Origin of the sequence: Periweissella beninensis, from assembly GCF_016908275.1 — a bacterium.
Lineage (GTDB): Bacteria > Bacillota > Bacilli > Lactobacillales > Lactobacillaceae > Periweissella > Periweissella beninensis.
Genome location: NZ_JAFBDN010000001.1, coordinates 23,015 through 38,100 on the forward strand (window position 1 = coordinate 23,015; position 15,086 = coordinate 38,100).

The following is a 15,086-nucleotide window of genomic DNA, read 5'->3' on the forward strand; positions in this document are numbered from 1 at the left end:
ATTTATGGGGGCCCGTCACTTTTTTTATTTTTTCACCGCCATCTTAAGTACTTAACTGGTACTTCAATTATAAATATAGTAAGCTTAATTGGCTTAATAGTTATTTTTTGATGAGCATACTTACTACATACCAAAATATAGGAGTTTATTTATGGAAGCACATCACCGCCATAGCAATTTTCTTTTACCAGGCATTATTTGTTTAGGTGCCGTTTTACGTATTCCCATTACCAGTATTCCACCCATCTTAACGACAGTCGCAAAGGGCCTCAATGTCAATGTAACCTCATTAGGAATTTTAACAACGCTCCCCTTGCTCGCATTTGCTTTCTTTTCACCACTTGCACCTAAATTAGCGCATAAGCTTGGCAATGAGGGGGCTTTCGTGGCTGTTTTACTCCTAATGATTGTTGGCTCAATTTTACGTATTTTTTCAGTCCCACTAATGTTTGCTGGTACCTTATTACTCGGCATTGGCATTTCACAAATGAATGTCTTATTGCCAACCATTATTACCGCAAATTTCCCTCATAAAATTGGACTTTATACTGCCATGTATACCTTTACCATGGGCTTGATGACCGCAGTTGCTTCAATGTTAGCCGTTCCAATCACTAATGCCACTAGCTGGCAAGCTTTAATTATTTTACTAACTGTGATGATTGGCCTTGCTCTGCTAGTTTGGTTACCTAATTTAAAATTTAATCAACATTTAACGCCCCACAGGCACCCCCACCAAGTTGCTAGTTCTCGACGAATTTCCGTGTGGCAGAATAAAAAAGCGTGGCTTTTATTAATCTTTATGGGGATTCAATCCGCCATTTTTTATACATCAATTGCTTGGTTACCTACGATTGCAAGTGATGCTGGTCTCAGTCCTAGCTTAGCAGGGATCCTCGCTGGTATTAATGCCTTAGTTTCACTACCAGTTTCTTTTCTCGTTCCTAACTTTGTTACCCGCTTTACAAAGCATAAACGCCAACTCTTTGTCTTGTTGGCAACTAGTAGTGCACTGATTTCATTTACAATGCTGCTATTTCCGACGGCTAATTTTAGTTACTGGCTCCTGTTAAACATATTTAACGGGCTTGCAACTGGTTCCTTGTTTCCCTATTTAATGACCTCATTTAGTAATAAAACACGTAATGCAACGGAAACTGCTGAGTTATCGGGCATGGTACAAGCTGGTGGCTATCTGCTAGCTGCGATTGGCCCGGTCCTCTTTGGTAATGCGTATGCCCATTTTCATTCATGGACACCCCAGATTGTGGTAATGCTTTTCGCTATCATGATCATGGGTTGGGCCGGTTACTTAGTAGAAAAAACTGATAAGATTTTTAATTAAGCTGGCCGTGATCTTTTAAATTCACGATTGCTGTATTTTCTGCAACTTTTTTTCAACGTTTCAATGACATTTTGAAAAAGAATTTCAAAAAATCGATTATTTTTATCGCAGTTCGTCTATTTCTAGTATATAATAAATGTGAAATAGGTTACATTCCTATTGGTCTAACAAACAATGTTAAAGGAGATTTTAATCGTGCCTAAAGAAATCACAACATTGGTAACATTTTTTGGTGCTACCGGTGACCTTGCCAAACGCAAGTTATACCCATCAGTTTACAACTTATACAAAAAGGGATTCTTAAAAGATCACTTTGGAATCATTGGAACATCAAGAGCTGATCTAACAACTCAAGAATTTCAAGATTTTGTGCGTGACTCAATCAAGGAATTTATGAAAGAAGATGCACCAATAGATTTCTTACGTCACTTTGACTATCAAAAAGCTGATATTACGAAGGCTGATGACTATGCTAAGCTCAAAGCCCTCATCGAAAAACTAGATACTGAATTTGCCCTAAAGGGTAATCGTATTTTCTATATGTCAGTGGCACCACGGTTCTTTGGTACCGTTGCTAAATCACTTAAATCAGAAGGCCTCCTTTCAGAAAATGGTGAATTTAACCGTTTAATGATTGAAAAACCATTTGGTACTGATTATGCAACTGCTGAGCAACTTAATAATGAATTATCTCATGCCTTCAATGAAAATCAAATTTACCGCATTGATCACTATCTTGGTAAAGAAATGGTGCAAAACATTGCAGCTTTACGTTTTGGTAATCCTTTACTTGCGAAAGCATGGAATCGTGAATATATCGATAACATCCAAGTAACCCTTTCAGAAACTCTAGGAGTTGAAGATCGGGCTGGTTACTACGATACAGCAGGTGCTTTACGTGATATGATTCAAAATCACACCATGCAAATTGTTGGTTGGTTAGCAATGGACGAACCTGCTAGTTGGACTGATCAAGATATCCGGGCAGCTAAAAATGCCGCCTTTAACTCACTTAAAATTTATACCCCTGATGAAGTTGCTGAAAACTTTGTACGTGGTCAATATGGTCCTGATGCTGCAAATACCCAAAACGGCTACCTTAACGAAAAAGATGTGCCCGCTGATTCTCAAAACAACACATACGTTGCTGGTAAATTAGCCTTTGCATCTGATCGTTGGAAAGATGTACCTTTCTATATCCGTACTGGTAAGCGTCTCGCTGCTAAAACGACCCGGATTGATATTGTCTTCAAACAAGGCTTTAACTTATTTACTAATGCTGCACCACTTGAAAAAAATGTGCTTTCAATCATTGTTGATCCTGAAGGTCGTATTGAATACACAATGGTTGCCAAAGACACAACTGCTGAATTTAAGACACGCCCAATTACACTAAATTGGACTGTTTCCGCTGAGGATAAAGCGCAAACCCCTGAACCTTACGAACGCATGATTCACGATACAATGGATGGTAACGGTTCTAACTTCGCTGACTGGAATGGCGTTGCGGTTGCTTGGAAGTTCGTTGATGCTATCCAATCTGCATGGGATGCTACTCAACAAGAATTCCCTAACTACGTTTCTGGTTCAATGGGTCCTAAAGCTGCTGATGAATTATTGGCACGTGATGGCCACCGTTGGATTTACGAAGGTTAGTTTTTTAAACTAAATATAATAATAAAAGGATGATCCATTTACATTCGTAAATGGGCCATCCTTTTTGATTTCTTTAGCTACGGACTTTAGTCTTTTGAATAAACTCGGTTATTAACCCCTCGCGCACGCCACTTTCCGAAAACGTAACGCGTTCACTGTCTAATAAATTAATCAACATCACGAGGGGCAACCAACCACCAACAATAATATCAGCACGGCTTGCTTCCAAACCATCAATCGCTTGTCGTTCCTGAAAATTATTCGCTAGTACTCTTTCAAACCAATTTAACACCCGTTCACTAGTCATTCGATAACCATGAAAATCTTGAATTCTAGTCATCGCTTGACTGGTTCGGTCAACTCGCGCTAATGTTCGATTCGCTCCACCAAGTAACACAATCGGCAAATTACGTCCGGATTGGAACCAAGCAATATCATTATATTGTTTTTGGATAAACCGGGCACACCTAAATAAATCAGCACTTTTAACCTGATCTTTTAGATTAAATTGCTCTGATAAATTAACTGCACCAAAGGGCACACTAATTAGTTCTTCCTTATGTCCCTCACGAATTAAACCTAGTTCAACTGACGCACCACCGGTATCTAATAAAATCGCATTTTTTAAATTTAATGCTTGCGTCGCACCTAAGTAATCATAATACGCTTCATCATCACCGGATAACACTTTGACTTGAACCCCAATTGCTGCTTGTACTTGCGCCAAAAAGGCCTTTTGATTAGTTGCTTGTCGTACCGCGGCCGTAGCAATTGCAATAATTTGAATGTCCCTGTACCGTTGATATAATTGTTGAAATTTACTTAGCGCCGTTATTACCCGTGTAATTGCTTTCGGTTGTAAAATCTTTTGTGGACCCATCCCCTCAGATAACCGAGTATCTTCCTTAACACGTGTTACTTCTTCATATGAGCCATCACTCGCTATTTTTTCGACGACCATTCGGGTTGAATTTGAGCCTAAATCCAATATCGCTAAGTAAGAATATCCCATTATCATTAATCCTCTAGAGTTTTCAATTATTGTACCTTAATTTTAAAGCAACTTCAAAATATTAATAATTATTGGTTATGCTTGATAACCTGGATTTTTATAATCGCTAAAATAAAAAGAGGGCACTTAAGTCCCTCTTTTTGGCTCGTTGTTTTCAGTTAAAACTTACCAAAGTAATCGACACCCATTACATGCCGTACTTCATCAAGTGTCTGGGTTGCAATTGCATTAGCATGATCTGAACCCTCTTTTAGCATTTTTAGAACTTGATCCATATTTTGCGCATATTCCAATCTTCTTTGCCGAATTGGTGCTAACTTCTCTTCTAAAACATCAATTAGATAGCGTTTAATTTTCATATCACCCAAACCACCTTGTTGATAGTGTTCTTTTAATTGGGCAATATGCGCTTTGTCATCGCCAAAAATATCAAGATACGTAAATACCATATTACCTTCAATATGGCCGGGATCGGCAATATTAATGTGTAGCGGATCAGTATACATCGACTTTACTTTTTTAGCCAAGGTATCGGCATCATCACTTAAATAAATTGCATTACCTAACGACTTAGACATTTTCCGGCCATCTAAACCGGGAATACGGCCCATTCCTTTGGGAGCAAAGTAGCCTGTCGGTTCAACTAACACGTCCCCATAAATGTTATTAAAACTACGCACAATTTCACGTGTTTGCTCTAACATTGGTTCTTGATCATCCCCTACTGGAACCACGGTTGCCTTAAATGCGGTAATATCAGCAGCCTGTGAGACGGGATAGATTAAAAAGCCAGCCGGAATACTTTCACCAAATTGTTTTTGTTGAATTTCTGTTTTGACAGTTGGATTGCGTTGCAAGCGGCCCACCGACACAATGTTTAGATAATATTCTGTCAATTCCGATAACGCGGGAATTTGGGATTGCACAAAAATCGTTGATTTGCTAGGATCAATCCCAACTGCCAGATAATCGAGCGCGACTTCTGTTAATGAACGATGAATTTTTTCTGGATCCCGTGCATTATCAGTTAAAGCTTGTTTATCCGCTATCATGATAAAACTATCGTATTTACCTGAATTTTGTAACTCAACCCGATTTTGTAAAGAACCTACCCAATGACCAATGTGCATTTTCCCCGTAGGGCGATCACCAGTTAAAATAATCTCTTTATCTGCCATTTTTTAATTTCTCCAAGTTTTTATTTTTTTGCTTGTGGTGTGCGTTGCCAAAAATCTAATTTATTGGTTTGACGACTACGGGCAATCCCCATTGCTTGACTAGGGATATCTTCCGTTATCGTTGAACCTGCTGCGGTAATACCGAAATCCCCGATGGTAACTGGTGCAATAATTTTCGTATTCGAACCAATAAAAGCATGATCACCAATGGTTGTATGAAATTTATTAACACCATCATAATTTACAAAAATACAGCCAGCACCTATATTAATATCAGCCCCCAAAGTTGCATCACCAACATAGGTCAAATGACCCACTTTCGTACCTTTACCAATCGTAACCTTTTTCGTTTCGACAAAATTACCAATATGCACCTTTTCACCAATATCACTTTGTGGCCGTAAATGAGCAAATGGCCCTGCATTTGAACCACAGCGCATGATTGATGCTTCGACTTGAGATGCCGTAATCGTGACCCCATCTTCAATCGTTGAGTCAATCACCGTTGATCCACTAGTAATTACAACATCACTACCAATGACCGTGTGTCCTTTTAAATTGACATTCGGTTCAATTGTGGTATCATTTCCAATCACTACATCAGCATCAATGTACGTGTGTTGGGGATCAACTAACGTAACACCATTTTGCATATGTTGCCGATTAATTCTTTGTTGCATAACCGCATTAGCCACTGAAAGTGCAACACGGTCATTAACTCCCATGCTTTCACTAAAGTCAGCCATGGTATAGGCTCCCACTGTCTGCCCCGTAGCCTTTAAAATAGCTAGTGTATCTGGTAAATAATACTCCCCCTGTGCATTATCGTTGGTCACTTGGTCTAATGCGCTAAATAATAATTGATTATCAAAAACATACACTCCTGTATTAATTTCGTTAATCGCTTGTTCTTGCGTATTAGCATCTTTTTCTTCGACAATCTTAGCCACTTTACCATCAGTTCCCCGAATAATCCGCCCATAACCAAAGGGATCTGGCGCGATCGAGGTTAATACCGTCACTGCATTATTATGCTTTTCATGTTCGGCATATAATTTATTAAAAGTATCTGCGGTAAAAAGTGGTGAATCACCACTTACAATTAACGTCGTCCCAAGTGTTTCACCTAATAAAGCCTTTGCTTGTAAAACGGCATGCCCCGTCCCCAATTGTTCTGCTTGTAAGACATATTGTGTACGCGTGTTTAATAATGCTTCTACCTGTTGTGCTCCATGCCCCACAACAGTCACCACATTATCAACGCCAGCGCGTTCAATTTGTGTTAAAACATGATCAACCATTGCTTTCCCCGCCACTGGTTGTAATACTTTATACAATTTAGATTTCATCCGTGAGCCCATTCCGGCTGCCAAAATAATTGCATTACGTGTCATTTTTTCCCCCTCTTAATCGTTTAAATTGTTATTTTCGTAGACTTCAGTTTCATAATTTCCGGGTGTCACTGTAATGCCAGTGCCATCTGAACTTAATGTATCCACATGAATTAATGAAGTATACTTTGCCACGACCCGTTCACTTACACGCCCTTCAGCAAAAACAGCTGCGCCGACCACTGTTCCTTCAAATTCACCAACTAAACTCATCATTCCTTTAATCGTACCCCCAGCCTTCATAAAGTCATCGACAACTAAAACGCGTGAACCTGTTGGTAATGAGCGCCGTGATAGTTCCATTTTTTCGACGCGTTTTGATGAACCCGTTAGATAGTTAACCGACATCGTTGGTCCTTCGGTAATTTTTGAGTCATTTCGGACAATCACAAAAGGTACATTTAGTTCTTGTGCGACTGCTTGAGCTACCGGGACCCCTTTTGTAGCTGCGGTCATGACTGCATCAATATCTTCATTAATGTATTGAGTTGCCAATAAACGCCCCACTCTTTTTAAGATTTCTGGTCGTCCTAATAAATCAGATAAAAAGACATAGCCACCCGGTAAAACACGGGTTTCATCGTTGACCTCATCAACTAATTCATTAATAAATGTTTGCGCTTCTTCTGGTAGCATATATGGAATAAATCGTGCCCCACCAGCCGCACCGGGTAAGGTTTCTAACAAACCGATCCCCCGTTCTTGAAAAGTTCTTTTTAAAATAGATAGGTCTTCTGAAATTGATGACTTAGCTGAATCATAACGTTTTGCAAATTGCGTTAGTGACACTAATTTTCTTGGTTGAGTTAATAGATAATTAGTCATATCGACTAATCTATCAGAACGACGAGTTTTCATAATATTTCCTCACTTTATTGTTTTATTTTTTATTATTTTATTACTAACAGCTATGATTATAACACGAACGTTCGGAATTTTAGCTTAAATTCTGTTTTTCTTAAATATTTATTTTATTTCATCTTAAGCGCTCTCATCCGCAGTATATTCGAACTTTAGTTTATTAAAATAAAAATAAGTTCGTCTTTTACTTTAATTTAAAACATTTAAGTGCTAAACTAAATTATATTCTTAGGAAAACATTAAAATTTAAGAGGTTATTATTTCTCATGGAAAGTATTAATAAATTTTTCGGCCTTAAAACTGCTGGTTCAACCATTCAACGTGAATTTATCGCAGGCCTTACAACCTTTTTTGCAATGGCCTACATCTTGTTTGTCAATCCAGAAGTCCTTGGTGCGGCTCACATGAATACCGGTGCCGTCTTCACTGCTACTGCCATTTCTGCTGCCTTTGGGACTATTGTAATGGGCTTACTTGCTAACTATCCCATTGCAATTGCACCTGGCTTAGGTATGAACGCTTTCTTTGCTTATTCTGTTGTTTTAGGAATGAAAATTCCTTGGCAAACCGCAATGGCTGGTGTCTTTATCGCAGCCGTCATTTTTCTAATCTTAACTTTCTTTCATATTCGTGAAATTGTTATCAACGCCATTCCACGCGAAATGAAATTGGCGATTGCAGCCGGAATTGGTTTATTTATCGCCTTTATTGGTCTACACCAAGGTGGCCTAATCGTTTCTGATTCGTCAACGGTGGTTGCATTAGGTTCATTAAGTACTCCGACTACTTGGTTAACCATTTTCGGTCTTATTGTTTCATTTATCTTAATCGTTAAACGTATCCCTGCCGCAATCTTTATTGGCATGGTGCTTACCTCATTGGTTGGTTTAGTAACTGGTTTAATCAAAGCACCAAGTTCTATTATTTCCCTTGCACCTAGTTTAAAACCAACCTTTGGCCAAGCTCTTTCACACCTTGGTGAAATTAATTCAATGCAATTAGTAATCGTTGTTTTAACATTCCTCTTGGTGGCGTTCTTTGATACTGCTGGTACGCTAGTTGGCTTAGCCGAACAAGCTGGTTTCCTTAATGAAAAAGGTGAGATGCCACGAGTGGGCCGGGCACTATTTGCGGATTCTTCATCAGTGCTTCTTGGTTCAATCTTAGGAACTTCCCCCACTTCAACATTTATTGAATCTTCAGCCGGAATTGCGGTTGGTGGTCGTACTGGCCTAACATCAGTGTTTGTCGGTTTCTTCTTCCTCCTTTCAATGCTCTTTTCACCATTATTAGGCGTCTTTACCTCGCAAGTTACCGCGCCTGCCTTGATTGTCGTTGGTGTCTTAATGGCAGCTAATCTTGGTGGTATTGATTGGAATAAATTAGAAATTGCCATTCCTGCATTTTTAATTGTCATTGGTATGCCTTTAACTTATTCAATATCTGATGGTATCGCCTTAGGATTTGTTATCTACCCAATCACTATGCTATCAGCCAAACGTGGTAAGGAAATCAATGTGGTCATGTGGATTTTAGCCCTTGTTTTCTTAGTATTCTTCTACGTGCTAAATAATTAATCACAACTATTAATTAGTGTCAAATAGAGCTCATATAATTGGTCGGTGCTTGACGCCAAACAACAAAAGACCTGAATTTTAATAATTCAGGTCTTTTTCGTATTTATGCTCATATTGCCTTTTTCGAAACCATTTTTCCATCGAGCTACCCTATTAGTTTCTAGCTATTCTTATGCCCACAGTAAGTTTGCCGGATACGTTGCTTGCATAAATGTTTTTACTTCATTAAGCATCGCTTTGACCACGGGTGCGCTACTATGACTTTTGGGCGTTGCCACAACTAATGTCCGATATACTTCTTGATCAAAATGATACACATTAACTTTATCATGATAGGTTGGAAAACTAGCAAGGGTCAACGCGGGCATAATCCCAAGGCCTAAACCTGATTCGACCATCGCAATAATGCTAGGATCATCGATCGTATATGCTAATGAATTTTGTGTTACCTTATATTGATCTAAAGTTGTCTTAATAGCCCGTTCATAATCCGCTTCTTGCAGAATAAATGTTTTATCATGTAAGTCAGCTTCTGTTACGACTTGGGCTTGCTTTGGTTTAAAATCTTTTGGGGTTATTGTAAATAATTCATCATTAATTAACGGATAGGTTACTAACCCCTTATCAACCGGCAATGCTGTAAAGCCAATATCAAGTTGCCCTTGCCGTAGCCGTTCCGCAATATCATTTAGGCTCCCTTGGATTAATTGGACATTAATATTAGGATATTTTTGGCGAAAGTTTTGTAAAATCGTGGGTAACCAACTCATGGATGCCGAACTAAAAGCGCCCATGCGCAAAGTCCCTCGCAATAGCCCATTAATTTTGTCAACCTCTTGATGCAACCGCCGTTCTGTATTCAAAATTTCTCTCACCAATGGTAAAATTTGCGCCCCATTGGGGGTTAGCTCACTACCATTGCGATTTCTGATGAATAAAGTAAACCCTAATTCATTTTCGAGCTGTGAGATGGAATGACTAACAGCTGAGGGTGTTAAATTTAGCCGCTCGGCTGCTTGATAATATGTTTTAGCATCTGCAACAGTTGCAAAAACTTCATAAGGATATGTTGCCATATGGTAAAGCCTCCAAGTGTTAAAAGTATCAATACATTAATTGTAACTTAAAATTATTAAAAATAAACAAAAAATCCATCATAATTATGATAGATTTTTAATTTATATTATTAAATATTTTCTAGCGTCTTTGACTTATCCTTAGCAATTAAGAAATAAGTAACTGCCGCAATTGACCATGCCCAGACAATGTGACCAAAGAATTCTGAGAAATGTTCATCAAACGGTTGGTTCCAAGGAGCAGGAATTGTACCGAAGGCTGGCATTAAAATAATGTGCCACACGATCCAAAGAACAATCCCATAGGCTGCCCCTTGCCACAAACCAATTTTTGACCAGTATTGTGATATGAAGACATAGAGAATTGAAAAAACAATTGCAAATGAGAAATGTAAAATTAAAGTGAACCAGAATACCTTTTGATCTTGTGAAAAGTAAAAGTATGATTCAACTAATTTTTTAGGAATCCCTAATTGCATAGCCATGTGTTGCGGTGGGTTGATTAAGTTACGGGCAATTGTCCGTGGTGGAAAAATATTTTCCCAACCAATCTTGACCATTCCAGAAATCATACCGGCAATTAAGCCATACCAAACGCTTTTAATCGCGATGCTCATAAATGAGGCCTTTGGTTTTCTAAGTGTAAACATATTAATAATAACTCCTAACAAAAAATAATAAAAAATTAACGGTTATTATTATTGCTCATCCAATCACATTAATCAACCTTTTTCTTTAAAAAATTAATAATATGTTAGCATTTTTTTAAAGTAGTAGCCACTTCCGCTACTTTTAAATGGCTTAATAATGCATAAAAGCACCGTTTTAATTAATCAATAACCTAAAAAAGATAATATTTATTATTAACATATTAATAATAAATATTATCTTTAATTTTGTTTAAATCACGTTATTTTCATAACAAAGATTGCTTATTCGCAGCGAAAGTACACGCCTTAGCTCTTTTTCAACGATCATAAGGACACTTAGCGCAAAATGTGCACCTTTTAATCACCAACAGACAAACTGTCAATCGGATCTAACCGTGCGGCAACATGGGCTGGTGCTAAAGCTGCCAATAAACTAATGATGATACTAATAATAACGGCAAAGAGAACATTTCCAACCGAAATCTGGGCAACGTTATATTTAATCATACTATGGACGGCTAAGTTTAAGCCCCATTGTACTAAATAGGCCCCTAACAATCCTAAAATTGCACTAAACAAGCCAATGAAGAATGCTTCTGCTGTAAATAACCGTCTGATATCTTTACGACGTGCTCCTAACGCTCGTAAAATACCAATTTCTTTCGTTCTTTCTGAAACGGAAATGTATAAAACGACGATAATCATAATTGCCGATACAAGTAATGAGATACCCGCAATTCCTGCTAAAATATTAGCGGCCAATGAAACATAGGTATTAATATTATCAAGAATTGATCCAACACTATTAACCGTATAGGCTTTCTGCCCTTTACTATTTTTTAACTGTTTTAAGGCTTTGCTAGTTTGATTAACATTTTTTAAACTATCGACGCTTAATGCGACAAAGTTAGCGTTAAAGCTAATGTTGGCCGCTTTAAAGACTTGCTTTAAGCCCGCGTAGGCCATTGATGTTGCCCCACCATCTAATATACCAGCGACCTTAACTTGGACTTTAACCGTTTTAGGTTTTTGCGTTGTCCCTACGACTTGACTTTGCGTTGCTTGTAGCTTAGCCGCGGCAACCGGATCAGTAAATTGCAATGTAATTGTTTTATTAACTAAATTACGATAATTTGTGATTTTAACTTTTTTAGCCAACTTCTTGGCATCTGCTTTTGACAATAAAATTTGTTTGCCGATTGCTTGATGCCCCGCAATGATTTTTTGCCCACTTAAGCTCGCATTCCATGTCATTAAATTATTCACAACCGTTTTATTTTGGTATTTAAAACTAGCTTGTGATAACAAATACGCGAGCCGTACATTTTTGGTGTGCTTAACAGCCTTAATTCGCTGCACGTCACTGTTCGTTACAGCAATTTTTGCTGGATTAGCTTGATTTTCATCACTGACATTTTTATTAAGGGTGATGGCTTTTGGATTAACTAATGACGTAATTTGTTGATTCATGTAGCCTTTAATTCCATTCCCTAAGCCTAAGAATAGGATTACCGCGAAAATTCCAATTGAACCACCTAATATGATTAATAAATTACGTTTTAAATTGTACCTAATATGCTCCCACGCCATTTTGACACTTGTTCCATAACTTAAAGCTTTAGCCGTAATTACTTGTGGTTTATTAATTGGTGCTTCAACTGGCCGCAATGTTTGGTCACTGTCAATAACCCCATCAGCTAGATGAACAATCCGCGTGCCATAATCGGCAACCTCTTGCGAATGTGTCACCGTAATTACCAGTTTCCCCTCTTGGGCAATCTCATTTAAGATTTGTAAAACTTCATGGGTGTTTTGCGAGTCAAGGGCGCCTGTTGGCTCATCAGCAATAATGATTTGCGGATCACTCGCTAAAGCCCGGGCAATTGCCACGCGTTGCTTTTGACCACCTGATAACTGATTAGGATATTTCTTTACATGATCAGCTAACCCCACGCGTTTTAAAAGCGCCAAGGCTTCTTTTTTTTGCTCGCTCGCTGATAACTTAGTCATTTTCAATGAAACTAATACATTTTCTAAAATTGTTAAATGACTAATTAGATTAAACGATTGAAAAATAAAGCCAATTGTTTGACGGCGATACTCATCAAACGTCTTTTCATGGGCATTACTTAATGCTTGCCCATTAATCAGTACCTCACCACTGTATTGATGATCTAACCCCCCAATGATATTCATCAAGGTTGATTTCCCACCACCACTTTCACCGAGAATTGACACAAATTCGCCACGCTCAAACTGTAAACTAATTCCCTTTAAAACCGAAAATTCTTCTTTGCCCAAAAAATATGATTTTTTAATATTTTGTAGTTCTAAAAAAGCCATGTTGTACTCCTCTATCTTGATTTGGGTGTATCAACTCCTAAAATTAAGCTATATTATACCATACGTTTTTTTAACTTTTCCGCTTATAGTTCTTTTCCTAAATAATATATGCCCATCTTAGTCAGAATGGAGGCTTCCTTAATTAAGCAATTATATTGCTAATCATGCTAAAGTAGGTTACTATAAGTACTGCTTGTATTTACTTATTATAAGCAACTTTTGGAGGAATTATTTATCATGAAATTAAAGTTACGCCCTTTATTATTAGCTACCGCTGCTTTATTGGTCACTATCACTTTAGCAGCTTGTAGCACAACCAAGCAAAATACCACTAATTCAACTAGTGCCACCCTTAATGCCGGTAAATTAACGATCGGCCTAGAAGGAACTTATGCCCCTTATAGCTATCGTAAAAATGGTCAGTTAACCGGTTTTGAAGTTGAACTAGGTAAAGCAATCGCTAAAGAAATGAACTTAAAACCAGTGTTTGTCCAATCAAAATGGGACTCATTAATCGCTGGTTTAGATTCAAAAAAATATGACTTGGTCCTAAATGACGTGGCCATTACAGCGCAACGCCAAAAAAGCTATGCTTTCACAACGCCTTATCTTTACTCAAAATCAGTTTTAATTGTTAAAAAAGGTTCAAAGATAACTAACGTTAAACAAATTAAAGGTAAAAAAACAGCTGAAAGTTTGACATCTAACAATGGTGCCGATGCTAAAAAACTTGGTTCAACAATCGTTGCTATCCCTGGTTTTGCTGAAGCCGTTGATTTAATTCAATCAAATCGCGTCGTTGGTGCTTTGAATTCACGTGAAGCCTTCTTAACCTATAAGAAAGCCAATCCAAAAACTAACCTCACGTACATTGACGCTGGCAATGCCATTGCTGCCCAAAAAATTGCTGGGATTTTAAGTAAAAACAAACCTGGTTTACAAGCTAAAATTAATAAAGCAATGCAGAACTTGAAGAAAGATGGAACTTTTGCTAAACTTTCTCACAAGTACTTTGGTGATGATGTTACTACCAAATAGATCTTAAACCGAACTAATTATCGCTACTATAACTAATAAGGGACTCGGACACACTTTTGCTGTCCCAGTCCCTTTATTGTTATTATCATTCTTATCAGGAGGCGCCATGTTAATTGATATTTTTAAAGAGCATTTTTTCGAATTTTTCTGGACCGGCCTTAAAATAACGGTCCCCTTAACTATTATTACATTCATCATTAGCCTAATAATCGGTACCCTTTCGGCCTTTATTGGCTTAGAAGCAGAAACCAGCAAAAACTTTTTTATCAAATGGATTATCCAACCGGTTAACCGGTTTTACATTTGGCTTTTTCGTAGTACGCCGCTCCTTTTGCAACTATATATCATCTTTTATGGTATCCCCAAAGCATTTAATCTGTCGCTTGATGTATGGCCGGCAGCCATTATTGGTTTTAGTCTCAATACGGGTGCCTACACTTCTGAAATCATTCGTGGGGCCATTTTAGGAGTCCCTAATGGCCAATTTGAAGCCGCCCGTTCCCTTGGTTTAGGGCCGATTAGAACTTTTTACCATATCATCTTGCCACAAGCATTTCGGATTGCTGTCCCACCCTTAAGTAACTCATTCATTTCATTGGTTAAAGACACGTCGTTAGCCTCAACCATTACTATGGTCGAAATTATGCAAACCGCCCAACAGGTTGCGGCTGAAAATTACCAGCCCCTTGATACCTATATTGTAGCTGCAACGGTCTATGCCATTTTTTCAACCATCTTATCTCGAGTGCAAAAAATGCTGGAAAAACATTTTGAACGTTTTGAAAAAGCTTAGTTTTGTGCTACCAATCTTAGCGATCAGCTTAGCCTTTCCTTAATTGTTATATCTAAATTTAAATTTAATATTTACTTCTTACCATTACTTATTATTAGTTAATATATTAAATTTTACTGCACAAACCCATTCTTTTTCATTTAAATTTTTCATGCAAATTAACCTG

General features: G+C 37.9%; 12 protein-coding genes. 5 read left to right on the forward strand and 7 right to left on the reverse strand.

All coding sequences use genetic code 11. The features are described from left to right. Positions 1 to 151 precede the first annotated feature (151 nt). Entirely contained in the window at positions 152 to 1,345 is a 1,194-nt protein-coding gene (locus JOC59_RS00120; protein WP_205142765.1) for a CynX/NimT family MFS transporter, read from the forward strand. Positions 1,346 to 1,540: 195 nt separating this feature from the next. After that, positions 1,541 to 3,001, forward strand: coding sequence for a glucose-6-phosphate dehydrogenase (gene zwf, locus JOC59_RS00125; RefSeq protein WP_205142766.1), 1,461 nt, complete (start codon positions 1,541 to 1,543; stop codon positions 2,999 to 3,001). Positions 3,002 to 3,074: 73 nt separating this feature from the next. Here the strand turns inward: zwf and JOC59_RS00130 are convergent, their stop codons facing one another. The 4 genes from JOC59_RS00130 to purR all read right to left on the reverse strand — a co-directional run bounded on the left by JOC59_RS00130 (position 3,075) and on the right by purR (position 7,440). Then, positions 3,075 to 4,013 (reverse strand): Ppx/GppA phosphatase family protein, encoded by a 939-nt coding sequence (locus JOC59_RS00130; RefSeq protein WP_205142767.1) that lies wholly within the window; start codon positions 4,011 to 4,013, stop codon positions 3,075 to 3,077. Positions 4,014 to 4,171: 158 nt separating this feature from the next. Continuing rightward, complete coding sequence (gene trpS, locus JOC59_RS00135; protein ID WP_205142768.1) at positions 4,172 to 5,191, reverse strand: tryptophan--tRNA ligase; 1,020 nt, start codon at positions 5,189 to 5,191, stop codon at positions 4,172 to 4,174. Between the two features lie 20 nt (positions 5,192 to 5,211). Next, on the reverse strand, positions 5,212 to 6,585 hold the full coding sequence (gene glmU / locus JOC59_RS00140; protein ID WP_205142769.1) for a bifunctional UDP-N-acetylglucosamine diphosphorylase/glucosamine-1-phosphate N-acetyltransferase GlmU: 1,374 nt from the start codon (positions 6,583 to 6,585) through the stop codon (positions 5,212 to 5,214). Positions 6,586 to 6,597: 12 nt separating this feature from the next. Further along, positions 6,598 to 7,440 (reverse strand): pur operon repressor, encoded by an 843-nt coding sequence (gene purR, locus JOC59_RS00145; RefSeq protein WP_205142770.1) that lies wholly within the window; start codon positions 7,438 to 7,440, stop codon positions 6,598 to 6,600. A 269-nt stretch (positions 7,441 to 7,709) separates the two neighbouring features. Between purR and JOC59_RS00150 the strand changes: the two genes are divergently transcribed. Then, a complete protein-coding gene (locus JOC59_RS00150) occupies positions 7,710 to 9,020 on the forward strand; it encodes an NCS2 family permease (protein ID WP_205142771.1) in 1,311 nt (436 codons plus the stop codon). A gap of 170 nt (positions 9,021 to 9,190) precedes the next feature. On the opposite strand, the gene JOC59_RS00155 is transcribed toward JOC59_RS00150, so the two are convergent. The 3 genes from JOC59_RS00155 to JOC59_RS00165 all read right to left on the reverse strand — a co-directional run bounded on the left by JOC59_RS00155 (position 9,191) and on the right by JOC59_RS00165 (position 13,089). After that, the gene (locus JOC59_RS00155) at positions 9,191 to 10,096 is read right to left on the reverse strand and encodes a LysR family transcriptional regulator (protein ID WP_205142772.1); all 906 of its coding nucleotides are present in this window, start codon (positions 10,094 to 10,096) and stop codon (positions 9,191 to 9,193) included. 110 nt (positions 10,097 to 10,206) lie between these two features. Continuing rightward, on the reverse strand, positions 10,207 to 10,746 hold the full coding sequence (locus JOC59_RS00160; protein WP_205142773.1) for a YagU family protein: 540 nt from the start codon (positions 10,744 to 10,746) through the stop codon (positions 10,207 to 10,209). Between the two features lie 357 nt (positions 10,747 to 11,103). Next, positions 11,104 to 13,089 (reverse strand): ABC transporter ATP-binding protein/permease, encoded by a 1,986-nt coding sequence (locus tag JOC59_RS00165; protein WP_205142774.1) that lies wholly within the window; start codon positions 13,087 to 13,089, stop codon positions 11,104 to 11,106. 237 nt (positions 13,090 to 13,326) lie between these two features. On the opposite strand from JOC59_RS00165, the gene JOC59_RS00170 reads away from it, so the two are divergent. Then, a complete protein-coding gene (locus tag JOC59_RS00170; RefSeq protein WP_205142775.1) occupies positions 13,327 to 14,127 on the forward strand; it encodes a transporter substrate-binding domain-containing protein in 801 nt (266 codons plus the stop codon). Positions 14,128 to 14,233: 106 nt separating this feature from the next. Continuing rightward, positions 14,234 to 14,920 (forward strand): amino acid ABC transporter permease, encoded by a 687-nt coding sequence (locus JOC59_RS00175; RefSeq protein WP_205142776.1) that lies wholly within the window; start codon positions 14,234 to 14,236, stop codon positions 14,918 to 14,920. Positions 14,921 to 15,086: the final 166 nt, after the last annotated feature.